Origin of the sequence: Cupriavidus pauculus, assembly GCF_008801835.1 — a bacterium.
Lineage (GTDB): Bacteria > Pseudomonadota > Gammaproteobacteria > Burkholderiales > Burkholderiaceae > Cupriavidus > Cupriavidus pauculus.
The window spans coordinates 1-23,913 of sequence record NZ_VZOW01000013.1 but is presented as its reverse complement, the minus strand read 5'-3'; the positions used below and the strand labels follow the sequence as shown (position 1 = coordinate 23,913).

At 43.3% G+C, this 23,913-nt stretch carries 27 protein-coding genes; 24 read left to right on the top strand and 3 right to left on the bottom strand.

The genetic code is table 11. The features are described from left to right. The first annotated feature begins 271 nt into the window (after positions 1-271). Positions 272-2,659, top strand: coding sequence for a hypothetical protein (locus tag F7R19_RS15005; RefSeq protein ID WP_064804311.1), 2,388 nt, complete (start codon positions 272-274; stop codon positions 2,657-2,659). Positions 2,660-2,722: 63 nt separating this feature from the next. On the opposite strand, the gene F7R19_RS15000 is transcribed toward F7R19_RS15005, so the two are convergent. After that, positions 2,723-3,469, bottom strand: coding sequence for a hypothetical protein (locus F7R19_RS15000; protein ID WP_064804313.1), 747 nt, complete (start codon positions 3,467-3,469; stop codon positions 2,723-2,725). A 107-nt stretch (positions 3,470-3,576) separates the two neighbouring features. Here F7R19_RS15000 and F7R19_RS14995 point away from each other — a divergent pair, with 107 nt between their 5' ends. The 8 genes from F7R19_RS14995 to F7R19_RS14960 all read left to right on the top strand — a co-directional run bounded on the left by F7R19_RS14995 (position 3,577) and on the right by F7R19_RS14960 (position 11,023). Next, a complete protein-coding gene (locus tag F7R19_RS14995; RefSeq protein ID WP_064804316.1) occupies positions 3,577-4,044 on the top strand; it encodes a hypothetical protein in 468 nt (155 codons plus the stop codon). A gap of 23 nt (positions 4,045-4,067) precedes the next feature. Beyond that, positions 4,068-4,610, top strand: a complete 543-nt coding sequence (locus tag F7R19_RS14990) for a hypothetical protein (protein WP_150981128.1) — start codon at positions 4,068-4,070, stop codon at positions 4,608-4,610. 10 nt (positions 4,611-4,620) lie between these two features. Further along, on the top strand, positions 4,621-5,772 hold the full coding sequence (locus F7R19_RS14985; protein WP_150981127.1) for an EccA family type VII secretion system protein: 1,152 nt from the start codon (positions 4,621-4,623) through the stop codon (positions 5,770-5,772). Beyond that, entirely contained in the window at positions 5,769-7,382 is a 1,614-nt protein-coding gene (locus F7R19_RS14980; RefSeq protein ID WP_064804322.1) for a TraM recognition domain-containing protein, read from the top strand. The genes F7R19_RS14985 and F7R19_RS14980 overlap by 4 nt, the downstream gene beginning before the upstream one ends. Positions 7,383-7,525: 143 nt before the next feature. Next, the gene (locus F7R19_RS14975) at positions 7,526-8,143 is read left to right on the top strand and encodes a hypothetical protein (protein ID WP_150981126.1); all 618 of its coding nucleotides are present in this window, start codon (positions 7,526-7,528) and stop codon (positions 8,141-8,143) included. A gap of 10 nt (positions 8,144-8,153) precedes the next feature. After that, positions 8,154-9,284: a hypothetical protein gene (locus tag F7R19_RS14970; RefSeq protein WP_064804326.1), complete on the top strand. Its 1,131-nt coding sequence runs from the start codon at positions 8,154-8,156 to the stop codon at positions 9,282-9,284. A gap of 165 nt (positions 9,285-9,449) precedes the next feature. Further along, complete coding sequence (locus tag F7R19_RS14965; RefSeq protein ID WP_141718679.1) at positions 9,450-10,412, top strand: hypothetical protein; 963 nt, start codon at positions 9,450-9,452, stop codon at positions 10,410-10,412. A 143-nt stretch (positions 10,413-10,555) separates the two neighbouring features. Then, complete coding sequence (locus F7R19_RS14960) at positions 10,556-11,023, top strand: glycine zipper 2TM domain-containing protein (protein ID WP_141718680.1); 468 nt, start codon at positions 10,556-10,558, stop codon at positions 11,021-11,023. Between the two features lie 82 nt (positions 11,024-11,105). On the opposite strand, the gene F7R19_RS14955 is transcribed toward F7R19_RS14960, so the two are convergent. After that, positions 11,106-12,164: an ArdC family protein gene (locus F7R19_RS14955; RefSeq protein WP_064804333.1), complete on the bottom strand. Its 1,059-nt coding sequence runs from the start codon at positions 12,162-12,164 to the stop codon at positions 11,106-11,108. 131 nt (positions 12,165-12,295) lie between these two features. Here F7R19_RS14955 and F7R19_RS14950 point away from each other — a divergent pair, with 131 nt between their 5' ends. The 13 genes from F7R19_RS14950 (at position 12,296) to F7R19_RS14890 (ending at position 21,425) form a co-directional block, all read left to right on the top strand. Beyond that, a complete protein-coding gene (locus F7R19_RS14950; protein WP_141718682.1) occupies positions 12,296-12,625 on the top strand; it encodes a hypothetical protein in 330 nt (109 codons plus the stop codon). A 9-nt stretch (positions 12,626-12,634) separates the two neighbouring features. Next, on the top strand, positions 12,635-12,874 hold the full coding sequence (locus F7R19_RS14945) for a hypothetical protein (protein WP_064804336.1): 240 nt from the start codon (positions 12,635-12,637) through the stop codon (positions 12,872-12,874). Continuing rightward, entirely contained in the window at positions 12,871-13,272 is a 402-nt protein-coding gene (locus F7R19_RS14940) for a hypothetical protein (protein WP_064804339.1), read from the top strand. Before F7R19_RS14945 ends, F7R19_RS14940 begins: the two co-directional genes overlap by 4 nt. 162 nt (positions 13,273-13,434) lie before the next feature. Then, complete coding sequence (locus tag F7R19_RS14935; RefSeq protein WP_141718684.1) at positions 13,435-13,707, top strand: hypothetical protein; 273 nt, start codon at positions 13,435-13,437, stop codon at positions 13,705-13,707. Between the two features lie 31 nt (positions 13,708-13,738). Then, positions 13,739-14,590, top strand: a complete 852-nt coding sequence (locus F7R19_RS14930) for a transporter substrate-binding domain-containing protein (RefSeq protein WP_082932835.1) — start codon at positions 13,739-13,741, stop codon at positions 14,588-14,590. Positions 14,591-14,660: 70 nt separating this feature from the next. Continuing rightward, entirely contained in the window at positions 14,661-15,371 is a 711-nt protein-coding gene (locus tag F7R19_RS14925; protein WP_064804343.1) for an ABC transporter permease subunit, read from the top strand. Then, positions 15,368-16,015 (top strand): amino acid ABC transporter permease, encoded by a 648-nt coding sequence (locus F7R19_RS14920; protein WP_064804345.1) that lies wholly within the window; start codon positions 15,368-15,370, stop codon positions 16,013-16,015. The genes F7R19_RS14925 and F7R19_RS14920 overlap by 4 nt, the downstream gene beginning before the upstream one ends. Then, positions 16,012-16,332: a hypothetical protein gene (locus F7R19_RS14915; RefSeq protein WP_064804347.1), complete on the top strand. Its 321-nt coding sequence runs from the start codon at positions 16,012-16,014 to the stop codon at positions 16,330-16,332. The genes F7R19_RS14920 and F7R19_RS14915 overlap by 4 nt, the downstream gene beginning before the upstream one ends. After that, entirely contained in the window at positions 16,329-17,048 is a 720-nt protein-coding gene (locus tag F7R19_RS14910; protein ID WP_064804349.1) for an amino acid ABC transporter ATP-binding protein, read from the top strand. The genes F7R19_RS14915 and F7R19_RS14910 overlap by 4 nt, the downstream gene beginning before the upstream one ends. A gap of 151 nt (positions 17,049-17,199) precedes the next feature. Beyond that, on the top strand, positions 17,200-17,568 hold the full coding sequence (locus F7R19_RS14905; RefSeq protein ID WP_150981124.1) for a hypothetical protein: 369 nt from the start codon (positions 17,200-17,202) through the stop codon (positions 17,566-17,568). Positions 17,569-17,599: 31 nt separating this feature from the next. Further along, on the top strand, positions 17,600-18,490 hold the full coding sequence (locus tag F7R19_RS14900) for an amino acid ABC transporter substrate-binding protein (protein WP_082932836.1): 891 nt from the start codon (positions 17,600-17,602) through the stop codon (positions 18,488-18,490). Positions 18,491-18,607: 117 nt separating this feature from the next. Continuing rightward, complete coding sequence (locus F7R19_RS14895) at positions 18,608-19,597, top strand: YadA family autotransporter adhesin (protein WP_082932837.1); 990 nt, start codon at positions 18,608-18,610, stop codon at positions 19,595-19,597. A 259-nt stretch (positions 19,598-19,856) separates the two neighbouring features. Next, positions 19,857-21,425, top strand: a complete 1,569-nt coding sequence (locus tag F7R19_RS14890) for a DUF5906 domain-containing protein (RefSeq protein WP_064804351.1) — start codon at positions 19,857-19,859, stop codon at positions 21,423-21,425. Positions 21,426-21,577: 152 nt separating this feature from the next. On the opposite strand, the gene F7R19_RS14885 is transcribed toward F7R19_RS14890, so the two are convergent. Further along, positions 21,578-22,816, bottom strand: a complete 1,239-nt coding sequence (locus tag F7R19_RS14885) for a tyrosine-type recombinase/integrase (RefSeq protein WP_064804353.1) — start codon at positions 22,814-22,816, stop codon at positions 21,578-21,580. Between the two features lie 659 nt (positions 22,817-23,475). Between F7R19_RS14885 and F7R19_RS14880 the strand changes: the two genes are divergently transcribed. After that, on the top strand, positions 23,476-23,658 hold the full coding sequence (locus tag F7R19_RS14880) for a hypothetical protein (RefSeq protein ID WP_150981123.1): 183 nt from the start codon (positions 23,476-23,478) through the stop codon (positions 23,656-23,658). 8 nt (positions 23,659-23,666) lie between these two features. After that, the coding region (locus F7R19_RS14875) for a hypothetical protein (protein ID WP_150981122.1) at positions 23,667-23,913 on the top strand (247 nt) is incomplete at its 3' end.

Below are 23,913 nucleotides of genomic sequence, written 5' to 3'. Positions count from 1 at the left end.
ACAGCTTATTAAATAAGGAATACTCAACAGCGACGGGCTTCCGCAAGGAAAAGACCTCTTTCAAAGAGCCTAACGGCGATTGAGTGAAAAAGAGAGGTTTTTTGGTGTTTTTCTTGAAAATCTATCAAAAAAAGAGCAAATATCTTGATTTAGACCTCTCTTCTTCAAGTTCTTCGCCAAAATCCAACATCAAAAATAATGCCTTGTAGACTTGATTTTAATGAATCTTTTGATACATTAAATGTATAAAAACTCATATAAGGAGACCGCTATGTTTGATATGAAAGACGAGCATTATCAATGGCACAAATCAACAATAGCTCAATGGGACTGGACACCAGAAACCAAAATCAATGTCCAAATTGAGCCAATTCAAGAATACTCACTTGATGCATTAAATCATGAATTGAATGACAACATGATTCTTGATAGTGACAAGCCACGCGATTTTTTCAATTTCGCCATTATCAAATCCGTCTACGACACTGACAATGGCCCAGACTTCGCCATCAATGATTTAACCAAGTTATACGGAGACTATGCGACAAACAAAGATGTTGAAGTCAAAGACATTTTGAAGCAGTCCCACAACCACATGATCAACACTCACATGGAAGAGTTGTTGAACACAACACCAGAAGCTTATCCTGAATTAAAGCGCAAGCACGATCTTGAGCGAGAAGTTTATGAAATGAATCTCGCAAAGACTGAAGAAAGAGAACCCAACCTAGACAAACTTCAAGATAGCTACTTCGCGTACAAAACGAACTTTGACTTTGAGACTCATGTTAACGACACAATCAATCAAATTGCTCAAGGAATCCAAGACAAGCTTGATGGATTGAATCATTGGATACCTTCAAGCGGTTATGAGGTTCCAGTGATTCCCGATATCAATGTGAAGTCTCAAGTAATCGAAGACCCAGCACAACCTAACCAAGACAACCAGGTTAAAGCCGAGATTCCAGAAAGCAAAATCTCAGCTCAAATGCAAGCATGGTTAGATCGTGATGGGTATTCACAAGGTCAGAAAGACATTATTGCGAGAGTTGATTCACAGAATCAGCAAGACAGAGTGGCAGCTAAGGAAGCAAGAGAAGCAGAAGAACAAAAACAATTGCTACTTGAAGAGTATCGCCAATCTAAATATCCAACCGTAGCAGAAGCAAAAGAGCAAATTCACGACAATATTGACGATGCCAAAGGTCCTCGAAACTTCTTAGATAACACACAAGGCATGTTTGTAAATGTTGCCCCAGAGTCCCGATATCGTGATGTTGAGACTGGTGAAGTTCATCAGCTAAAAACCACTGGCGAAATCATTGAGAGAAATCAGCAGTACAACGAAGTCTACAGTAATGCAAAAAGCACACGAGCATTCCAGAATAAGGATTTGATTGCTGGACAGAACATCGATGCAGCCGTTTCTATTGCAGCGGGTGAGCTTCGCCTAACTCAGCAGAAAGAGATTTCCAACTTCAACGGAGACTTTGAAGCCTTGAAGACCCAAGAGGCAAAACACAAGGTAGAGCAAACCTACTTCAATGTTCGCCACACTGAGCTTGTCGACCAGAAAATTCCATTTAAGGAAGAGAAGCAATTCCAAGCTGCCTACACCAAGTACAGCCAGCTTGAGAATGCCGAGTACATCAGCAAGATTGAAAAGATGTATCCAGAAGAGACCAAAGCTATCTCTAAACAGCACGAGCAGAGTCAAACACTTGAAGCCGTTGCTCACACTGTTCCTCTTACCATGAAACCTAACCGCGAGGGATACAGCTCAGTTGAGGATGTGAAGTCTCGCCTACAAGCATACGAAGCACGTCGCCAGGAAAAGCTTGCAGCTATCGACCAGGCACCAGCTCAAGAGTCTATCCAGAGCATCCTTGCCTCTCAAAATGCCCCACAAACCGCTCAAACGGTGCAAGAGGTAGCTCAACCTATCCAAGCCGTAGAAATCGCTCAAAACAGCCCAAAAACAGCCGAGAAAGTTGACCCTAACCATGTAAGAGGTGTTGTAGTTGACTACGGCAGTGCTCCTTACTTGCATGATGACAAAAACAACCAAAGCTATTATGTGACCGTTCTTGAGAATGGAAAAGAAAGAACAAAATGGGGAATCGACATTGGACCAGCATTAGATAGAGCTGAGGTGCAAGTAGGTGACTTCATTGATCTCCAAAAAACAGAGACAGTCCCAGCTCAAGCAACTACAAAACAAGGTGAGAAAGTTTCTACTCACAGAAATTCTTGGGAAGCCACCGTTGAAAAACCAGCTCAAACAAACGAGTCTGAAATGTTTGAGTACAACGGGGACACTTACCGAACTAACGAGAGAGAGAACGCAAATCAGCAAGCTCAAACACCAGTCGAGCAGAAGCCTCAACAAGTTCAGCCTCAGCAAGAAAGTCATCCATACGACGACATGATGAAGAGCATTGGACAGCAGCAAAAACAGAAGCAAGAGCAGCAGGCTCAAAAGACCGAGTCCAAACCTCAAGAAACTGATGAGCAACGCCGTGCAAGATTGTTGGCAGAGATCGAAGCAAGCAAGCCAATCAGTCACTATGTTGATGACTTTGACAAGATGATGAAGCAAGCCGCACAAAAAAACCAAAGCCAATCTCAGTCAAAATCAAAAGCCATCAGCATGTTCTAACCAACAGCTCGAATAAAGAAGCCCTAGCTAAAATCTAGGGCTTTTTCTTTTTCCGGACGCATATCAGTGCATGAGACTGAAAACTTTCAATATTAAGTCATGGGCAAACATAGCCAACAATACCGCCCCAGAGATTTTTGCAAGACCTTTCCAACCAACAGCTTTTGCTATAGAAGAAGCTATTGATCTACGAAATTCTTTGACTGCCTTCTCAGTCAATACATGCTCAATATCCACAAGCTTTTTATCAAGCAAGGCTTTTGCCTCTGTTGTTTTTGTTTCGACAGCATTGTTGATGTCAATCTTTCTCTCCTTGTAAGCCGTTTCTATAATCTTGACACCATCTGAAACATAGCTTTTCATATCAATCATGCCTTGATTGAGCTTGGAAGATGCTTCGGAAAGGCTTTCAAGGGACTCCTGAGCCTCAGCAACACCATGACCAACCATGTCTATGATTTTATTTTCGAAATCAGCAAGTTGCTTGTTGACGACCCCAGGCACAGAATTTAACAAGATATCTCTTGCGACATAACCAGCCTCAGTAGCTTGAGCAACAGTCTTGAAGCCAATGAATGAACTAAAGACATGAGCCAACATGACCTCATTGTTGATAAAACCTTTCTCCCTAACCAGAGCCATGAGCTTCTTTTTGTATTCTTCGTTGAACATAGGATCACTCAACATAGTAAGAAATAGATCGGCTTCTGGTTCAGGCCAAAGCACTAACACATCAGACAAGCTTTTCTGCAATGCCTCTTTTTCTTTCTTTTGATCTTCAGATTTTATATATTCATTATACGACTCCACTTAAACTCTCCTTGTGTGTTTTATTTATTCTAGATTATTGACAAATCCCTTTTCATTCCATATATATATTAAAAGAAATCCAAAAAGTCAAATAAATAGGAGGTTTTATGGATATGGAGAATTTATATTGCGAGCTTAGAGAGCTTGGAAAAGAGTTTGAAATGAAGAACGGCAAGATGTACTTCAATGGCGAATACAATGGCACAAACTTTGTTCGTTATATCTTCGTCAAGCGAGACACATTAGAGCTAGACATCTATGTATGTGTCGCAAAGAAGTACGGAGAAGAACAAACAAAAGAAGACAGAAGCGCCTCAGCAAGAGAGAAAAATCGCTGGGTTCGTGAAGAGTTCAACAAGTGGGGATTGAGCTTCAAGCTTCCCGAGTGGAAACCAGAACCACGACAGGCCACACCAGGCGGTTCCCTTCCTCAGATCAAGTCAAGTGTTTCCCCAGCAACCCAACCAGCTATCCCCCCAGCAAACAAGGGCAGTGTTGATGACTTTGATTGGGGCTTTGTAGATAAACAAGAGAAGGACGACGATAACTTTGATCCTTTCGCAGACCACAAATAACCAATAACAACAAAGGAGACAACATGCAGATAAACAAAAAAACAAACCTCACTTTGACAAGCCGAATCATGGTGCTTATTGCCAAGTTTGGTATGCCAGATGCGTCAAAGCTAGTTTTACCGAAAGGGAATTTTGTCGACAACGACGAAATGTACTCCCTTCAACAAGACCGAATTGATGCTAATCCAGATACTTTCCACCCATCAAATGTAGGCAGACGAGAAGTAAGCATAAGAAATCAATTGGTATCAAGAACTCGCCGTCGAATGTGGAAAAAGGCTTGCCGAATCGCCATGATTGAATGTTTCCTTGGCATTGTCTTTTGGGGCGTTATCAACTACGGAGTCGATAAGGCAAGAGAAGGCGTCAATCATGTTGAGCAGTCTATTCAAGATTCAAACCGTTCAGCAGATATCAAAGCAGCAAGCAAGCAAATGACAATTGACAACATCAAGAACCAAGTTGCTCAGTTGAAGGCAGATTGTGAATCTGGGAAGAAGGATGTGGCAGCTTGCCAAGCTGAAATGAGTGTCTTGAAACAACAATACGAACAAGCAAACAATTAAAGGAGACGATATGGACGCAAATGAAATAAAAGACGAAATACAGCAGAAGCTAGAAAAAACTAGCAAGTACATGAAGGGGTTGTTCCCAATCCAACAGTATGCCAATGAAGAAGAGGAAATCATCAACGATTGCTTTGAGCGTCATGATGTTCCCAAAGTTGATCACCCACGAGTCAGAGATTTGAATGACCGACATGGTGATGGTTTAGTGAATTCAAATGGCTTTGCTACCGCTGGGATTCTTGTTCAAGAAGATTTTCATGTAGGTGGAGACAGTCCCGTGGTCCCAATCGTTTTAGGTATGGCGGGCTTTGTTTTTGGATTGTTTCAGTTCTTAAACAATATACATCTTCAAACAATCGCCATGATAGTAATAGCTTTGTATGCGCTACTTGCTATTAAAGTTAAGAGACCCATGTTTTTTGATTTTAAGAGTTTTGGATTGTTTACGGCGCTCATCATTTTAGCTTTAATTTTCGGAGCATATGAATTCTTCACTCACATGGATACCTTGATGCAAGCCTATGCCATGCATGGAGCTCAAGCCTCATCAATATTCTCACATTTCAGTTTCTTGTCTTTGTTGTTGCCTTTCTGGTCAATGCTAATTCCCTATGTGTATTACAAAAGAACTTTTGGTCGACATGTTCTTGAATTAGCGGATGTCGGCACAACGCACAATGGAGCAATTGCTTCCAATCTTCGCTCTCAAGGTGCAGCTAGAAGCAAGCAAATGGCAAAAGCTCTTGAAGACTTGACTTGGTTCGTGAAGATTGGTCGAGCAACAGGAAAATTATCAGCAAGAGGTGATTCTTTCGCACCAGATAAAGGTTTGGATTTTGGTCAAACAGTCCAAGACCAGAGACAGCACGGATTCTATTTCGGAGCACCAGGAACAGGTAAAACTACCTCCCTTAAGAACATCATGGCTGGGGTAATCAAGGATGAAATCTGGAAGGAGGAATTAGAGTTCGCCGTTCAGATGGTTCCAGAGATCAAAGGTGAGAAACCAAAAGATAGAGCTCTTCGTGCCCTTGCCTTGTATGAAGACGAAATGAGAGCTGAAGTGGAAAAACGATTCCGCGAAAAAATCGCCAACTACGAAGACGAAAAATTATTAGATGATGCAGAAAAAGAAATAACTACAAAGGAGACAATATGAGTATTACAGCCGCATTAGATACCACCAGAGAAATAGATGGGGTTCCTAACAAGAAGGGATTGAGACAGAAGCTTGCCGAAGGCTTCTCAAACTTGAAAAGCAAATTTAGCAAGACTCCAATTGCCAAAGGAGTTGATGAGTATCCCGTCAACTACAAAAACGGTATGTTGGTTCTTGACGGTAAGGGACCTTTACCTTGGGAAGTTCGCAAGATTTTGGACTTGGTTGTTAGCCCAGAGACAGTCAAAAACTTTAACTACTTCGAAAACCAAAAACCAGAAATTTTCGCCAAGACGATTTTGAACTTGTTTGCTGGAGCAGAACACAAAGCAAACTCAGTGTGGATGAATGCTGGTGAGAGCTTGCTTTTCTACGGCATGGTATTTCACCAGGCACTTGTAAAGTACAAAGGGATTAGCAATTCCCCAGCAGCTCACATTCAGACCATCTTTGATATGGCGAAGCCTTCTCAAATGGTTGCATACCTTGACGAAAACGATGAGCCACAAGAGAAATATTCTCATCCAATCTTGGATCAGTTTGCGGAAGGCCAAGCAAAAATAGATTTGATGAAAGACGGCACTATCTTGAACGATGCCTTGAAGAAATACATTCGCTTTAACGAACTGGCAGACGAAACAAAAAATTCTGTTGTCTTTAATGTGGAAAGCTGGTTGATGATATTCCTTCAATCTGAATACCTAAGACCTTGGGCCAACTCTGAGACATCAGACTTTAACCTTAGCGATATCTTGATGGGAGCAAAGATCGGTATAGCACTTGAAGAATCCAAGTATGGATCTGCGGGACTTGCTATCCAATCTTTAGCGAAGGCACGTCTTTACAACGAAATCAAAAACAGAGGAAACAATGCTCTTGAAAGAGGTTACAGCCGTGTCTTCTTGTTTGTTGACGAGTGCCAACGATTCCTTGATGAGATGGATTTAGCTATCTTGCCAGAAGCACGTTCTCTTGAGCTTGTTTGCTGGTTCGCAAGCCAAAACATTGACTCTATCTACGAGAAGTACGGCAAAGACGGTGGAGGTAAATTTATGGGTGCTTTTGCTTCAATCTTCTCATTCAAATCCACAGAAGCAACCTACGCTTATGTTCAACATAAAATTGGCAAAGCAAGAGTGATTGAGAAGATAGGCGGAAATCCAATCATTGATTTTGAAAAGAATGCTCAGCTTCAAATGGGTACACCTTGGTTTGATACCACCAACCCACAAAGAAAAAAACTTAAAGCATTTTCTTTCTCTGAGCTTGATGGTTTCTTCCATAGAAACTCAGTGGCACGAGTTCGTAAGGTAGAAAGTGATCCCAAGAATCCAATGTATAATCAAACCAACAGATCAGGTGAAATGCCATGTGGTGCAAGTATCCAGCTATCCAAAGAACCACAACACATCTTCAATGAGAATTGTATTCAAGAGCTTGAAACACCATTCACAGCAATTGGTATCGCCCAACGAGGCATGGTGACAAGAAGAAGTATCTATGAAGCAGTTGCCTACAATGATGACTTCCAAGAGATTGACAATTCTATTGAGTCTGCAAATGAAATCATCAACAAAGCTCAGCATATGGTTCACAAAGAAGCGGCATAAACAACCTAAAGACATAAGCCCCCATTGAGAAATCTTGGTGGCTTTTATTATTTATGGGGTTTTCTTTTAATATATCAGAGGGATGATATTGACATAATTTCATTTTCCTTTATAAATTTAAATATAACTTTAAAGGAAACAATATGAAATTAAATCTAACCAAGAAGAAGGTTGCCTTGATTGGTGGAGGCATATTGATTGCATCAGCTATTGGGACTGGCTCATATTTCGCATTGAACAAGAAGAAAGCTGACAATGATATGTTCGTCATGAACATTCCCAAGGCTGAAGTCAAAAAACAACCTCAAGAGCAAGCTCCATCAGTTCCAGCTTCTACACCTACCCCCCAGCCCGTAGCAGAGACGCCAAAAGCTATTCCCAAGAGATGGCAAGACATGACTTTCAGGGAGTGCATGGCTTATAACGACGAATACAACCTTCAACACAGTAATAACTTGAAGAACACAAAGGACGGCATCCAGGCTTTACATGAGATGGAAGCCTACAAGCCACCACATTGCTATGACTTACCAGATGCACCAAACAAGATTAGCAAGGCTCCAGTTCCACAACAAGAACAAGCTCCCATCGCCAAGCCCGTTGAGGATGTGAAACCTATCCCAGAAGAGAAACCCGTTCACAAAATTGAGAAACGAGCCAAGAAGGTTCATGTAGAAGCTCGCCAAGAAGCAGCTCCAACCGTTCATAGTTCACCAGTTCAACCAACCCCTCAACCAGCAACCAAAGCTTGGTATCAGTAAGGGGGACGGCATGGATAAAAAGAACAAAAACAAAATCCTTGCTCTAGTTTTGACAGTATTACTAACTGGACTTACTGGATGCAACGACGATAAGAAAGACACCAAGAAGGCAGATGATGCGGACATGTTCTCAATGAACCTTCCAGCACAACCTAAACAGCCCCAAAATCAGCCCGTAGAGCCTCTAAAAGCCCAAGGTGATACCAACACAACAACCGAGGCTCAAAAAACGGCTGTAGGCGGTTCTATCGGCAAGATTGCTTATCAGAAGAGCAGCAAATCAACCTCTCGCCAGGTAGCGATTGCCGAGCTTGCCAAGGGCAACTACTACGAATCTGTTGTCTCAGAAGTTGAAGGCTTCAGATCGACCTTTTATCACGACAACATTGGTGTGGCCACCGGGAATGGATGGAATGTGAGCTTCCAAACGAAGACAACGAATTCAGCGATCACCAAAGCAATCGGGATGTCTCCATCCGACCAAGCAGCAATTGTTGCGATAAGCGGCAACAAGAACCCCAGCCCTTCATTGATACCCCGCACCCAGATCAGCCCCGAGCAAGCCACCAGAGCCGCCCAGGTCATGCGAGATATGAACTTCAATCCCGTAGCTGTACGAGCTCTTGGGCAATCCACATGGAATAAGCTCAAGCCCAACCAGCAAGCGGTCATCAACTACCACGTCTACAAGACTGGAAACTTGAACTGGACCCACTTGAAGGCGGATATCAAGGCTTGTGCGAACAGCCAATCTCAAGCTGACTGCAAACGGGCGGCCGAGGGCTTCACATACAGCTACATGCTCAATGGAGTTCGCAAGTACGACACCCGTTCTCAGCTCTACATGGGAGCCTTGTTCCAAGATCCACAAGCCTATGCTTACTTGCTTGGCACTACCGCAGCACCAGCAGATTTTCAAGCTGTCACTTCTAACAGCGGCATGAAGATCGACCCAAGCAAAGCAGCAGATCCACAGATCGAGCAGCAGGACACTTTCACCCCTTTGAAAGAGCAGCTTCTTGAGGAAGGTAAAAGCTTTGATTTGAATGTGGTAACACCAGAGCGAGAAGCAGTGCCAGAAAAAAAAAAGCATGTGGGACGGGGGACATCCAGCAATCTAATAGGTGTTCCCATGATGTAAATCGTCATAGTGGAGCAGTCTATTTATCTTAACCACTTATCAGGAATAACCGACCACACAAGCCCTCTTCGGAGGGTTTTTTCATCCCTCCCATATATGAGAATTTGACAAGCCTTTTTTTCGAGGTAGAAGTTAAACATTAAATTATTTAATGGGAGGTCCATCATGGGCGCAATGAAAGAAATGGCTGGTCAAGGAACACAAGCAAGAATCAATACTGGTTTTCAAGATGGAATCTCCGTTATTCCTGATCCTGAGCACGGTAGATATGTTATTGAAGCACCCTATGACTACGATGTGAATTTCGTATTCAAAGGAAAGAACAAGGACGGCTCAAAATTTGCCGAAGAACTTGATACTGGCGGAAAAAAGAAAACCATGTTTGCCGTAGGCTTAGATGCTTTGGCAAGTGAAGAAGACATCAAGAACTTCAATTTCAAGGTTCGTGATGCTCGCACAGCTTTCTCAAGAAAAGAAAGAGACATGCAAGCAGTCATTGACCGTAAAGAGCTTATGTTGTCTGAAATGGCAATCGACAAGGGAGTAACCAGCCCAACCGTTGTACTTCAGTTTGGAGTTCCTACCGAGAAAGTCAAAGACGAGCAAGGCAATGTCATCAAGGATGAAAGAACTGGAAAGGACAAGGTTGCACCTTCCAGAATCGGCGGCGAAATTATCGGCTATATCAAAGGCCAAGACGGAAAGCTTACCAATGAGCAAGGAAGCTACTATGTATTGTTTGGTGACACCCAAGGCAAAGACGAAATCAGATTCTTGAGAGCTATTCCAACTTCCAACTTACTAGCACCAGGCGAATTTGCAAAACGCGACGAAGTGATTGCTCAGAAGTTTCCAGTTGGCTCAATGAAGTATGTTGAGTTTGATGAGAAATGGAAAGCAAGCAAGATCAACGAATATAAACCAAGAAACAAAGATATTGAAAAGACTGAATTCGCAAAGGCCGAAGAGAGATTGAAGCAGCTTGCAATTCAATCCAAAGCACCAGAAGACAAAGCAGATAAAGCCATAGATCAGTTAGCCGAAAAATCCTCAAAGACAAAACCAGCTACCAAGTCTAAAGGCAAGGCAGCATCAAAAGAAAAAGAATTTGACGACATACCGTTCTGATTGATTCTTCGCCATTCTTTTAAGCCACTTTCACGAGTGGCTTTTTATTTTTCCGACAGAATTATTTTCATCTATCGGATAGATTAGATTGACAAAATTCATTTTTTCTTTATAACTTGAAATATAACTTTAAAGGAGACTATATGAAGAAGACAATCTTAACAAGCTTAATCGCCACAAGTATTTTATTGACTGGTTGTGCTGGCTTAGTTCCAACAAGCAATCAATACACAGCTCAACAGAGCAATTCCATTGTTCATGTGAGCTACGGCACCATCATTGCCATGCGTGATGTTCAAATCAAAGAGAACACAAGCGGAGTGGGAGCTTTAGGCGGGGGTGTTGCTGGTGGAGCAATAGGTACACAAGTCGGTGGTGGAAGAGGCAAAATTCTTGGCGGCCTTGGTGGAGCTATCTTGGGAGCTATCGGAGGTCAAGCAATCGAGAGAGCTTTATCTAATAACAAAGCTACTGAGTTCGTGTTGAAGATGGAAGACACTGGAGCAACCGTTGCTATCACTGAAAAGACAGATGAGAAGTTTGCTGTTGGTCAGAGAGTTCAACTTATCGGCACCGACAAGAACAATGCTCGCATTGCTGCAATCCAGTAATACTCCAGGCACACACGAAAAAAATTAAAGCTCCGACTAGGAGCTTTTTTGGTCTTCAAGAGGAAGGATATCGGGTTAAACATTATCGGCTGAGTGCAACCGTCTTTTGTTGTTCTCGCTCCCTTGTGGTTTTTCCAAGTTTAGCCATCATGTCATCGTAAGCCTTGGAGGTAGCTTTTTGTTGTTCAAGGTCTTTCACATACTCATCTCGTTTTGTGAGTTGGAAATCAACCGATTTGGCGGCAGCTTGTGAGGCTTTGACAATAAAGCTCTTGTCGTTTTTGAGAGCTTGGAGCCAGCTCTTAACATAGGCAGCATGGTTGTCATGAGTTCGGCCGTCATAGGGAAGCCCAAGCTCAGCACCCATGAAATACGAGCTCAGCTCAGCAACAAGCTCTTCACGAGCATATTTGGCACTTCCGAATTCTCCCGTTTGGTCTCTGTTGAGTCTTGAAGGATGCCCCGTGGAGTGACCGAATTCATGCAAGGCAGTGCGATAGAACAAGGCATCGTTCTTGAACAGCTCACGATGAGGCAAGACGACACGATCCGCACTAGGTTGATAGAAAGCCTTGCCCTCTGAGTGGAAGTGTAGATCGACTCCCCCTTTGGCCTTCATGGCTTCAATAACCTTCTCAGCTTCCTCTTGTTGCTGGAAGGCGGGTCTCTCACGGAATTGGTAAGGCTCAAGCCCCTCTATCTGGGAGCCGTTGAAGACCGTTCCAGAGTAGGCAAGCACCCAAATTTTGGCTTTTTCTTTACCTTCACCCTCATCACTGCCGATCTCTACTTCTCCGTCTTTCTTTGCCTTGATTTCAATTTGGACGGCTTTGAAGACTGGTGAGCCATGTTCTCCCTTCCTCACATGGAGCTTTTGTCCCGTTTCTTCGGCAAGGGATTTGATGTTGTTGAATGTGTAGAAGCGAGGATCGTCATAGCCGTTCTCCAATAGGGAAACGAAGTTGATGCCTCTATATTTTGTGCCAGTGACGGGATTGAAAGGAGCTTCATTGCAGACGAACCAAGGTTTTTCATAATTGATATCGTCCTCAAGCCTTTTAATAAGCTTGTCAGTCAACTCTTGAAAGTGGTCTTTTCTTTCTTTGTTTTCTTCATTCTTATTTTTATTGTAATAAGCCATATTAAACCTCATTGTTGATAAATTTATTATCATCAATTTGAGGCTATTGTCAAATCAATAGTCGACAAAAGGGTTCCCTCTTGATCTTTTGAATTTTTTTAATATAACTTATGAATGACAAGAGGAATACCATGAATAAGAAGAACATCCTATTATCGCTACTGAGTTTGCCACCATTTACCGCTTTTTTCATTGTCGGTTTTTTGTGGATATATGCCAAGAAATCCATCAACAATCTTTTTTGCGAACACCTTGGGGATTGGTTTGTTGTTGAGAAAGAGGATATGACTTCCGTTCATGACGCTCTTCCTGTTCTAATTTTTGCATCAGTAGTTGGTATCGCTTGTTGGAATCTTCTTCCACACAATCACATTCTCAATATGTCTAGCTGGCTTGTCCAAGCTCTACCAGGAGCAATGTGGAGAGCAGCCAATTCCCCCATGCACATGACATTACTATAAGGAGACAGCATGACATACACAGTAACAATGAGAAGAACAAAAGTCGTACTAGAAGAGATACAGGTTCAGATTGAAGCCGAAAACCCAACTCAAGCAATTGAGGACGCCTTCGGTACATCCTATCCAGATGATCAATGGGCAGTTGCTCTTGATGAGCAAGTTCTAATCAATCTGGCAGACCACAACGATTTGAAGTATCAGAACTTCATGAAGGCGACAGCAAAAGCCGTCATAGAGGGGGATCTATGATGCAGAAGAAAGAACAAAGCAAGGAACATAGCAGAGTCTTGAAGCTAGAACCTTTCCCCAAGCACCGCCAACAAATCGCTGAGATTGCCGACTACTTCAAGGTATCTCACTCTCTAGCTCTTCAGATTGCCATTGCTGATGTTCATGACATCTTCTCAAAGAGGAAGGCACTTAAACGATATGACACCGACACCAGAGACAAGACGGCCAAAAACTTTTTCCTAATCTACGACGAGACAGAAGACGGCAAGATTGATGACATTCTTGATGATAAAGAGATTTTTTATTCGGACCTTGCGAGACTTGCTATTTCAGATTTCTATATGAAATTCAAGAGTGGTAGATTGAACTATAAATCCAAGGCTTTCGCCCACTATCTAAAGTGGCCTGCTAAATAAAAAAAGACGATATCTTGAATACACCACACGCCCCGAAGAGGGGCTTTTTTATTGGTTAAACGAAAAATCTTTTAATATATCCGATATATTAGATTGACAAATTTAATTTTTTCCTTATAAAAAGGAGTAGTTCAATTAAATTTCAACAACAAAGGAGAAGCCATGAACAAAGTATCAGTATTAGAACTATTTTTACCAGAGGATCAATCTATTGAATTCTCAAAACATGTAGCTGCCATTCGCAACAAGATAGCCCAAGGTGATGGACTTGTCACTGGAACAATTTTCTCACAGGTTCTTTTGTCCGCACACACAGCCTATCAAACAAATCAAATCAGCCTTGCTCAATACATTGATGAGATTTTCAAGTTAGCAGCCGTTCATCATGTTGCTATCGGCACATTAAAAGCTTCACAAGAAACCACAAAACACTAAACCAACCAGATCAAACAACAAAGGAGACAGTATGAAATTAAAAACAATCGTTACCTATGCTTTATCAGCAACCTTAGCATTCACAGCAACCAGCTCATTCGCTGGTGAAGTGACTGACAGAATCATTCACAGCAAGACTTTCAACGTTGGCTCAAGAGAGTCTTCAATTCCCTATTCAGAGAAGACAGCAAACGGATACAAGGGCTACAGCCAAGAGATTTGCGCAATCATCCATGCAGAATTCGACAAGCAGCACAAAGTAACCACGACAATTAACTATGTTCCCGTTGATGGCACAACAAGATGGCCTTCTGTTCAATCTGGCAATGCTGATGCTGAATGCGGATCTACCACAGTGAAAGAAGAGAAGAAAAACAATTTTGACTTCGCAGTGATCGATTCTGACAGTGTTGTAGTTGCAACCTTAGCAAACAATACCAACGTCAAGAATTTAGAGAGCTTGAAAGATGCTCGTGTTGATGTAGTTGCTGGGTCTACTGGCGAAATCGCAATCAATCAACTTAAAAACAAAAACGGATGGAACACTCAAATTAACTCAGTTAAAGAATATTCATTGGCATTGAAGGATGTTGAGAGCGGCAAGGCAGATGCATTCATCACTGACAAAGACTTACTTGTTGGCACTATCAAAAAATCTGGTTCAACCAATTTCAAAGTTCGTGACGATATCGTGTTAGTTCCTCATGAACCTATCGCTATCGTAACTAGCAAGAAAGATCCTGAGTTCTCAGCATTCGTTAAAGGCAAAGTGTTAAGCATGATCAAGGACGGAAGCTTATGGAAGTTACACGACAAATATTTCGGACCATTAGGCTTGAGCTTGACTGAAGTTCAGAAGCAAGCAATCGCAGAACAGCGTTAAGCAACTGCATCGCCAGAAGTACAAGGGGACTGCGAGTCCCTTTTTTTATAACCACAGGAGACCAAACAACATGAATTTTGAATTTTTAACCGAAGCCGTTCCCACTGGCGAGAAGGCAACCTACTTGGATTGGGTATTGAGAGGGATGGGTATGTCCGCTGGAACGGGGCTTGCCGCCTTTGCTATCGCCTTGATTCTGGGTATTGCTCTAGGAGTCGCAAGAACCCGACCAGGCATGACAGGAAAGCTCACAAACGCTGTCTTTGCCGTAGTTCGCTCCATACCTTTGATGTCCATGCTTTTCCTTGCCTACTACGTGATTCCAGCCGTTTTCTTCCCCGAGGCAGTCAAGCACATAGCTTTCATGACATTGACCCTTACAGCGGGAATTTTGGGGCTTGCCGTATTCACAGCTTGCAGAGTCAGTAGCCACATCACGAGCTCACTTACAGCACTACCAGCAGACCAGGCGAAGGCAGCTCAAGCACTTGGATTCTCTACATGCCAGAGCTACACCCTTGTCTTGCTTCCCCAGGCTATCAAACAAGCTATGCCAGCTTTGACAAACGAATTCTTGAGTTGCGTGAAGAACACCTCAGCCATCTCAACAATCGGCTTGATAGAGCTATCTAGACAGACTCAAAACATCATTGACAATACCTCAGCGATTTACGAAGCATTTTTAGCGATATGCACTTGCTACCTCATCATCAATGGAGTGATTCTCTTAATGACAAAGACCATCAATGAATATTGCTTCACAAACAAGGAGACTATATGAATTTTTCACAAATTTTTTCAGCCTACCCAGAGCTAATACAAGGAGCCAAGACAACAGCTCTCATCTTCAGCATAGCCCTTGCTTTCGGTATCAGTTTTGGCTCATTACTTGCATTAGGAAGAAACAGCCAAAACAAGCTTATTCAGATCCCAGCAATGCTCTACATCAACACTTTCCGAAGCATACCTTTAATCATGGTTTTGCTTGGCTTCTATCTAGCCATTCCAACCTTTTTTAAGAGCCTTGGATTCACGGATGTAGCATTGCCAGCAGCCATCATTTCATTCTGCCTATTTGAGTCAGCTTACTTCGCTGAAATCGTCAGAGCTGGGATCAATGGAGTATCCCCAGACCAGACAGCAGCAGCGAAATCACTTGGCTTGAGCAAGTTGCAAACGAGCTTTCTTGTAGTGTTGCCCCAAGCCTTCAAGAACAGCAGAAAGAGCTTGGTCGACCAGTCCGTCTCATTGATACAAGACACACCACTTGTCTATGTCATAGGTTTATCCGACTGGTTCACAACAGCGGTACATATTGGAGACAGAACCGGACACATTGAATCTGGGATTTTGGTTGCAACAATCGGATTCATGGCTATCTGCATCACCATATTCAAATTCAACAAGAGCAAGGAGGTAGCATGAGCATCTATCACTTACTAGATTGGCACGAAGGCTATGCAATCTCCACAGCTATTCAAGAGGTTGAGCAAGCCGTAGCACAGAACAAGGCAGTGGAAGTCTACATTGACGATCATGATTATTTTTATGAGGCTTATGTAAGCCTTAATCATAGAGACGTATGCAGCTTTGGTTATGAATATCTAGATGGAGTTGCGAGATTGTTTTCCAACATAGATAGCCATTGGACATACCACTACAGCACAGACCAGGCGGTCAGAAGAATTCTTGACCACCTAGAAGAAAGAAAAATCATCAACAACAAAGGAGAAACAGCATGATTGAATTTTTACAAGTAGAGAAGTATTTCGGAAGCAATAGAGTCTTGAACATTCCCCGCTATGTCATTGCACAAGGGGATGTGATAGTGGCTTGTGGTCCCTCTGGTTCAGGAAAATCAACCTTCATCAAGACCATAAACAAGCTTGAGCCTATCCAAAAGGGATGCATTTTGATCGACGGCAAGGACAACGGGGACTATGAGAGCCGTGAGCTTGCAACGAAAGCTGGCATTGTCTTCCAGCAGTTTGAGCTATTCCCAAACTACACAGCCTTGGAGAATGTCACTCTCGCCCAGGTCAAGGTATTGAAGAGAAGCCATGAGGAAGCCATGCACAACGCCATAGAGCTTCTTAAACGAGTCGGCATGACCGTACACATGGATAAGCTACCAAGTCAGCTCAGTGGAGGTCAGAAGCAGCGTGTAGCCATTGCTCGCTCTCTTGCCATGAACCCAGAGATCTTGCTTCTAGACGAGCCAACCGCTTCACTAGACCCAGAGAACATCAAGGCATGTCTTCAGCTCTTAGGGGAGCTTGCGAAAGCTGGAACCACCATGATCGTAGTAACCCACGAGCTCAACTTTGCTCGCAAGGTCTCCAACCGAATCGCTTTCTTTGACAAGGGGGAGATTCTTGAGGACAGACCCACAGAGGAATTCTTTGAAGCACCAGCAACAGAGAGAGCAAGAGCATTCTTGGACAACTTGAACTACTAAGCCTTAAATTCCGTTTATCAGACAAAGAAGCCCTTCGAGGGCTTTTTTTATTTCTCCAACAAGTTTCTTTTAATATATCCGATAGATTAGATTGACAAACTAGATTTTTTCCTTATAACTTGAAATATAACTTTCAAAACAAGGAGAAGATATGAAAAAAATCGCATTAGCAGTTTTAGTAGCCGGATTATCAGCAAGCACTTTTGCAGCAACAAAAGAAGACATTAACAAGTCCATTGATTCATGCAAACAATTAACCGTTCAATACACACACCCAAGCTCTCCTATCAAGAGCAAACAGTTTGGTTTGATTGAGACTCACGGATACGATGGCAATGCAATAGACCAGCTATACACAGTCTTTGATTTACCAGAACAAAAAAGACAAGCCAAGGATGTTGTCTCAAGTGCATTTGAAGACAAAGACCCCGTTGATTTAGTCAAAACAGATGTTGGTTGCACAGTCAAAGTTTCATTAAAGGACGAATCCGCATTGAAACCAATCGTAGAGCAGAAGTAATCCAAACTAACAATAAAAACAAGGAGACTTTATGAAATTAAAAACAATCGCATTATTAGCAACACTATCAGCAGTAGCAACTAGCTCTTTCGCTGATCCAGTAACCGACAGAATCTATCAAAATCATGTAGTCAATGTCGGAGTTAGACCCAGCTCCACCCCCGTATCTTACAAGGTGAACGGTCAATACATGGGTGAGGCAGTTGATATCTGCAACCGTATCTTTGACAAGCTCAAAGAAAAAGACCCAAGCTTGAAGCTTAACTATGTTGAAGTTTCAGCAAAGACCCGTATCCCCATGTTGAAGGAAGGCAAGATCGACATGGAATGTGGATCAACAACCAACTCTTCCTCTCGCAGAAAGGATGTTGCCTTCTCAATTCCCTACGAAATTGCGGGCATCGGTATTGTTGTAGCAAACGACTCAAAGATACGCGGTTTTAGCGACAACAGAATTGGCACCGTGGCTTATGTTGATGGCACAACAGCAACAGAATCAGTATTCAGTGCGAACAAAGGCGTTAAAGCAAGCTGGGAAGGACATAAAACCAAGTACGCAAAAGGAAAAGATTATCTTGACACCTTGGCATTAGTAGAAAGCGGAAAAGCAGATGCTTTCATTGGTGACGACATCTTGTTAGCTGGGGCAATTGCCCAGAGCAAGAACCCATCAAAATTCAAGTTGCTTCCAGAAAGAATAACAACCGAACCCTATGGCGTCATGACAACATTAGAGTCAAAGGATCTTCAAGTTGTTATAGACCAAACCATCATGGGACTAATGAACAATGGGGAATTCAACAAGATTTACAACAAATGGTTTATGCAACCCATTCCACCATTCAACAAATCATTGAATGTCCCAATGAGCAACCCATTGAAGGACGTAGTGAGATTTCCAACAAACTCCGTTGGGAACTAAAAAGAAGCCCCGAAAGGGGTTTTTCTTTTAATATATATTATGGATGATATTGACAAGAACTAAAATTCTTTTATAAATAAGATTGCCAAAAACATAAACTATAAAGGAGGCAGCAAAATGAAGATAACAAAAACAATGATGGCTTTAGCTATCGCAACAATTACAAGCACTGCATTAGCGGCAGGGCCAGGAAGTACAGAATACGGGACAGGAGCCTTCGCACCAGGTTCAAATTCAACAGCAATAGGTAACAACGTCAATTGTGCGAGCTCTGGGGATACCAATGCGACTTGTGTCGGTGCAAATTCTGGAGCTTCTAACAATGGAACAGTTGTAGGTGCCAATTCAACCGCCGGCCACAATGCAACTACCATCGGATCGAATGCAGTAGCAGACGACAACTCCGCAGCATTCGGCACTGGCTCTATGGGCTCTTCTGGTGGATTAGCAGTGGGTATAAATGCTTCTACTGGAACAGCAAACAACGCCGTAGCATTAGGTAACAACACCACAGCAACCCGAGACAATGAGGTTGCAGTTGGAGGAAGAACAATCGGACAAGTTGGTACTGCAACTCAAGCAGATCAGGCAACCAATCTTGGACAAGTTCAAGCTATCGCCAACCAGACCTTGAACAGTGCAAACCAATACACTGACACTGAAATCTCTAAAATCAAAATCACTGGCGGGGCACCAGTAGCAGCAGTTGATTACACAAACACCACTTCTAGCGATCTTGTTCTTAACAGCAACGGTGGAGCTGGAACAACAATCAGCAATGTAGCTGACGGCGTTCAAAATCACGATGCAGCGAACATGGGGCAACTTCGCTCAGTTCAGTCTCAGTTGAATGGTCGCATTGACGGCTTACAGAAAAGAATTGATGGAGTTGGAGCAATGGCAGCAGCACAATCAAGTGTCGTTTATAACAACGGCGGAAGTCATGTTCAGATGGGTGTCGGAGTTGGTTTCTCTGGAAGTAGTCAAGCCTTAGCAATCAAAGCAATGATTGCTTCACCAAGCAGACGTTTTATCTACTCTGTTGGAGTTTCAACCTCTACTGGTGGACAGACAGCAGTTGGAGCTGGAATGAGCTTTAATTTCTAAAAAGATCGTCGCCTACTCAATTTATGCCCTTTCTCTCTTTGTTTGTTAGACTGAGTAGGTAACAAAAAAGCCCCATGTAAAAATGGGGTTTTCTTTTGGTCTTTAGTGGAATGATTGTCCGATTAAATTAAAGTCAAACAAGGGGATTATTTGATGGGCTCTTGTTAAACAAGAAAGCCCCTAAATGGGGCTTTTCCATGTGTATCGACAATAGAGCTTTTCTGATACACTGCCCATGTCATTGCTCTAGGAAAAGAACATGGAAAACCAAGCAAAAGAAATTGAGACGGTTCACTTGACTGGTGAATTTGAGGACGCTTTTTCAGCTTGGGATAATCCACCAGGCAATGAAGAGCTTGATGAGCAAGACTTGCTCTATCTTTTGATTGATAACGACAACGATAATTTAACACCCGAGCAAGCTCAAGAAAGTATCTCCAATTTGATCGGAAACACTCAATCCGACCTAACACCCGAACAAGCACTTGAAAAAGACTTGGCAACATTGAGAGCCAAGTATTCCATACTGATCTATGGCGGAAGACCTTTGGTTTGTTTTCGCCATCCCTTGCTTGGACTTCAATTCCAGAAATTTGAAGCCTTCAACAAATATCATGCCCACATGTTCCACATGATTGAGGTCATTGGTAAGGACGGCAAGAGAAAAGAACCTAGAAAAGTATATTCCACCAGTGCTTTTGTTGAAGACAAGAGAACAACTCGCTACGAGAATATTGTCTTTGATCCAACCGAGAAGGCAGCTCCTACCTCTTGGAACTTGTGGACAGGCTTCAAGGTTAAACCAATAGAAGGAAATGTCGATCTGTTCATGAAGCTCATCGAGGCTTTGTGTGACGATGACAAGGAATGTATTGAATATCTTTTGAACTATCTTGCTCACATGGTTCAAAAGCCTTGGGAATTGCCACAAAAAGCTATCGTCATGAGAGGGGCACAAGGTATCGGCAAGGGTACAATCATGTCAACCCTTGGAAAATTGACCGATAACTTCAAGCACCTCTCTACAGCAGATGCTTTGACGGGCAACTTCAATGGGCACATGGTTGATGCCTTTATCGTGTTCTCTGACGAAGCCGTTCACAATGGCGACAAAGCAGCAGAAGGACGCATGAAGGCAATGATTACTGAGAGCACCTTGACCATCAATGCGAAGGGCAAGGATGTTATCTCAGTGAGGAACTACATTCGCCTCTTTGTAGCTTCTAACGAGGATTGGGCTGTACCCGTTGGAGAAGGTGATAGACGGTATTTTGTTCTTGATTGCTCACCACGATACAAAGGACAAGTTCAACCGGGCGAGTTCTTTTATGAATATAACAAATGGCTTGAAAATGGAGGTCTTGAGGCTATTTTTTACATGCTCAAGAACAGAGACATTTCTGAATTCAACACAAGACTTTCGCCTAAGACGGCTGGACGAGTTCAGTTGCTTATCAAGGGCTTGAATCCTTCCCTGAAGTTTGTTTATGAGTGCTTGAACGGAACCATTGAGCTTGACGACAGCACCCAGCGATTCACGGAAGACGGCAAGATTCGTTGGTTTAGAAAGAGCATCTACAAGGCAATGCTTGATTGGTTGCCGACCCAAGGTATACGGGACAAGCCCACGGCTGATGATTTCGGCAAGCACATCAACAAGGCTCTTCAGTTTGAGCTTGACAACCCGAAGTGGAAAACGAACTGGAAGACGAGAGAAGACTACTTCTACGAGATGCCTTCTAGAAAGGTCGCAATGGAGCGATTTGCTCAGACCGTGGCAGATGCAGCCCCCGAAGTGGTCTTCTTCGCATACACCGAGCAAACATAGCCGAAAAAAATCGCTTAGCGACGGTAGAACACGAAAAATCTCCGTAACCCTTTGATTTTCATAGAGAAAAGTGTTCTACCCGACCGTAGAGCATCGCGTAGAACGGCACGAGCTCACGGAGGATATGAGAAAGCCCCTTTCGGGGCTTTTTTTCATTGCTGGACGATAGAGTTCCACAATTTTGCACCAGTCTTATGAGGTCTCAACTTGGCGTACTTCTGCAAGGTTGAAAGTTCAATGTGGCCCGTTATCTTCGCAATCTCAATGTCAGACAAGGTCGTATTTTCAAAGAACCAGCTCACTCCCTCATGGCGAAGATCATGAATGGTCAGATCCTTTGAACCCGCATTGAAGCAAATATTCTTGAAGCGGGTATAGAAATAGCCCGGACTTGACCAGAAAGAAAACACATAGTCATCGTCCTTTTTTCCTTCCTTGTAAGGAAGAAGTTCATCTACAATCAAATTGTAGAGTTCAGGACGAAGAGAGGCGTAACGATCTTCCGCACCTTTTTTGTGAGCAATCTTCTGGTTTTCCTTCGGAATGAAGATGTACGACTCTTCAGGACGATCCTTATTCAGCTTGATATCCTTCCACTTAATCATCATCGTTTCGCCAACACGGAAGGCAGAAAACGCGAGAAAGCGAATGAGAATCTTGGATTGCTCAACATTGACATAGAGCTTATTGCAAGCCTCAAGCAACTTCTCAAGCTCTCCTTCTTCAAGCCTTCTATCACGAGGATCACCCCAAGCAGGAGGGGGAGCAACCTCATCAAAAGGCTTGGAGTTGAACTGATAATCATGCATTTTTGCATGATGCTCAAGCGACATTTTGATGTCGTAATAATACTTGCGAATGGTTCCGGGCTTATAGACCCGCTTTACCTCATTGCCATTCTCATCAATCGTTCGATTGCCGTTGAACAGCTTATGAGATTTTTTCTTCTTGGCTTGATCAGGTATTTCTTGATTGAGCTTGAAATCCATCCACTTGAACAGAAATCGTGTCTTGAATTCCTCAAGAGACACCTTGCCAATTTCAAGAATCAATCGCTCAATCCGCCCCTTCTTGTTTTCCGAAATTTTTGGGTTGTCTTTCAAAAATTCTTGGAAGACTTCAGCAAGGGTAGTTTTCTTGATTTTATTTGGTGAAATGCTTTCACCATTAAGAAGCTTGGCTTCAGTCTTGGTAATCCATTCCTTTGCTTCTTTTAGGGAAGAAAATGTTTGTGATAGATTGACGCCGTTCTTGCGAACCTTGGCTTGATAGGACTTGGAGCCGTCTTTCTTGGTACGGCTTACAACCGTGCCAGAACCAACCTTGATGCTCTCTTCTTTGGGGGTAAATTTTGTGGCTTGCTCGGGGGCAGTTACGAGTTCGTTTTCCATGTTGTTGCGTTCCTTTCCCTTGTGGTCCCGTGGAGTCGTCGGAATGGCATTTGTCCCATTCGTGTCCCATTCTAGCGTACCGGACTTGGAAAACAACCGCTATGCCTTGTAGAATAAGGCTTTGCCAGATTTGAAAGTTGTCCCTCCTAAGCGCTAGATACAGGTTCGATTCCTGTCGGCGGGACCAACATCAAGTCTGCGGCAGTTTTCCTGAAGTTTCCCCCTTTGCGATAAATCCAGGCTTTTCGGCCTGGCGGCCTGCCAGAGGTTGCCACGATCCGCGCGCATCTGTCGTCGTCAACGCCGCAATGTCGTTGCCCGCAACGGGCTCCCGCGTGCGGTGGCACCGCTCACCGCTCCAAATTCCACCGCGGCAAGCACCACAAGCGCGCTCGCAAGCGAAATGCCGCTTTCTGCCTCTCAGTTGGCCGATCAGCGCGGCTTGAGTCAAACATTCGACGTAAAGCTTCCGCAATTTATTTTGTGTAAGCACTAGATATTTCTTATATCTGAATTTCTAGTATTTCCGTGTTCGTGATCTCAGTAATCAAAAGATAAATATCTGTAAATCATAAAAATATTATTTCAGATTTTATTCAGTTTCTGTTGTTTGCGCGACGCATTGGCTGTTCTCGCTTGTCGGATAGCGGCGTAAGGTTTTGACGCACGAGAATGTCGGCCGGGCGTCGCAAGCGACGGCCTGTTCGGAGAACGCGATCACGGCTGGTAAGGAGCAAGCAACAGTGATGGATGTGACGGATGAACTGAAATCATGGGGCGACGGGCTGCCAAGGTCCGATGCGCGGCAGTCCTATGTCATGAACTTCGGCTTCTCGGAATAAGCAAAAGCATGGCAAAGACGACACCAGCAAACACGCCCGATACCAAAGTCAAGCTGCTGGCCTTTGCCTTTCCGTTCCGAAAGAAAGGAGAAGGGAATGCAGCAGGTAAGAACATAACCGACGAGCATGAATTCCACGCGCTGCTGAAAAAGGAAGCATCTGGCCACTACGCCGTCAGTGCCAAGGGCATGTGGCACGGCGGCATTCATATCTCGGAAGGCGGTGCGGGTGCCTCCCTGGACCTGAAGTACGGCG

Excerpts from the sequence above, each read along its gene's own strand:
- F7R19_RS15005 (WP_064804311.1), top strand. The coding sequence starts at position 272 with ATGTTTGATATGAAAGACGAGCATTATCAATGGCACAAATCAACAATA.
- F7R19_RS14995 (WP_064804316.1), top strand. The coding sequence starts at position 3,577 with ATGGATATGGAGAATTTATATTGCGAGCTTAGAGAGCTTGGAAAAGAG.
- F7R19_RS14990 (WP_150981128.1), top strand. The coding sequence starts at position 4,068 with ATGCAGATAAACAAAAAAACAAACCTCACTTTGACAAGCCGAATCATG.
- F7R19_RS14985 (WP_150981127.1), top strand. The coding sequence starts at position 4,621 with ATGGACGCAAATGAAATAAAAGACGAAATACAGCAGAAGCTAGAAAAA.
- F7R19_RS14980 (WP_064804322.1), top strand. The coding sequence starts at position 5,769 with ATGAGTATTACAGCCGCATTAGATACCACCAGAGAAATAGATGGGGTT.
- F7R19_RS14975 (WP_150981126.1), top strand. The coding sequence starts at position 7,526 with ATGAAATTAAATCTAACCAAGAAGAAGGTTGCCTTGATTGGTGGAGGC.
- F7R19_RS14970 (WP_064804326.1), top strand. The coding sequence starts at position 8,154 with ATGGATAAAAAGAACAAAAACAAAATCCTTGCTCTAGTTTTGACAGTA.
- F7R19_RS14965 (WP_141718679.1), top strand. The coding sequence starts at position 9,450 with ATGGGCGCAATGAAAGAAATGGCTGGTCAAGGAACACAAGCAAGAATC.
- F7R19_RS14960 (WP_141718680.1), top strand. The coding sequence starts at position 10,556 with ATGAAGAAGACAATCTTAACAAGCTTAATCGCCACAAGTATTTTATTG.
- F7R19_RS14955 (WP_064804333.1), bottom strand. The coding sequence starts at position 12,164 with ATGGCTTATTACAATAAAAATAAGAATGAAGAAAACAAAGAAAGAAAA.
- F7R19_RS14950 (WP_141718682.1), top strand. The coding sequence starts at position 12,296 with ATGAATAAGAAGAACATCCTATTATCGCTACTGAGTTTGCCACCATTT.
- F7R19_RS14945 (WP_064804336.1), top strand. The coding sequence starts at position 12,635 with ATGACATACACAGTAACAATGAGAAGAACAAAAGTCGTACTAGAAGAG.
- F7R19_RS14940 (WP_064804339.1), top strand. The coding sequence starts at position 12,871 with ATGATGCAGAAGAAAGAACAAAGCAAGGAACATAGCAGAGTCTTGAAG.
- F7R19_RS14935 (WP_141718684.1), top strand. The coding sequence starts at position 13,435 with ATGAACAAAGTATCAGTATTAGAACTATTTTTACCAGAGGATCAATCT.
- F7R19_RS14930 (WP_082932835.1), top strand. The coding sequence starts at position 13,739 with ATGAAATTAAAAACAATCGTTACCTATGCTTTATCAGCAACCTTAGCA.
- F7R19_RS14925 (WP_064804343.1), top strand. The coding sequence starts at position 14,661 with ATGAATTTTGAATTTTTAACCGAAGCCGTTCCCACTGGCGAGAAGGCA.
- F7R19_RS14920 (WP_064804345.1), top strand. The coding sequence starts at position 15,368 with ATGAATTTTTCACAAATTTTTTCAGCCTACCCAGAGCTAATACAAGGA.
- F7R19_RS14915 (WP_064804347.1), top strand. The coding sequence starts at position 16,012 with ATGAGCATCTATCACTTACTAGATTGGCACGAAGGCTATGCAATCTCC.
- F7R19_RS14910 (WP_064804349.1), top strand. The coding sequence starts at position 16,329 with ATGATTGAATTTTTACAAGTAGAGAAGTATTTCGGAAGCAATAGAGTC.
- F7R19_RS14905 (WP_150981124.1), top strand. The coding sequence starts at position 17,200 with ATGAAAAAAATCGCATTAGCAGTTTTAGTAGCCGGATTATCAGCAAGC.
- F7R19_RS14900 (WP_082932836.1), top strand. The coding sequence starts at position 17,600 with ATGAAATTAAAAACAATCGCATTATTAGCAACACTATCAGCAGTAGCA.
- F7R19_RS14895 (WP_082932837.1), top strand. The coding sequence starts at position 18,608 with ATGAAGATAACAAAAACAATGATGGCTTTAGCTATCGCAACAATTACA.
- F7R19_RS14890 (WP_064804351.1), top strand. The coding sequence starts at position 19,857 with ATGGAAAACCAAGCAAAAGAAATTGAGACGGTTCACTTGACTGGTGAA.
- F7R19_RS14885 (WP_064804353.1), bottom strand. The coding sequence starts at position 22,816 with ATGGAAAACGAACTCGTAACTGCCCCCGAGCAAGCCACAAAATTTACC.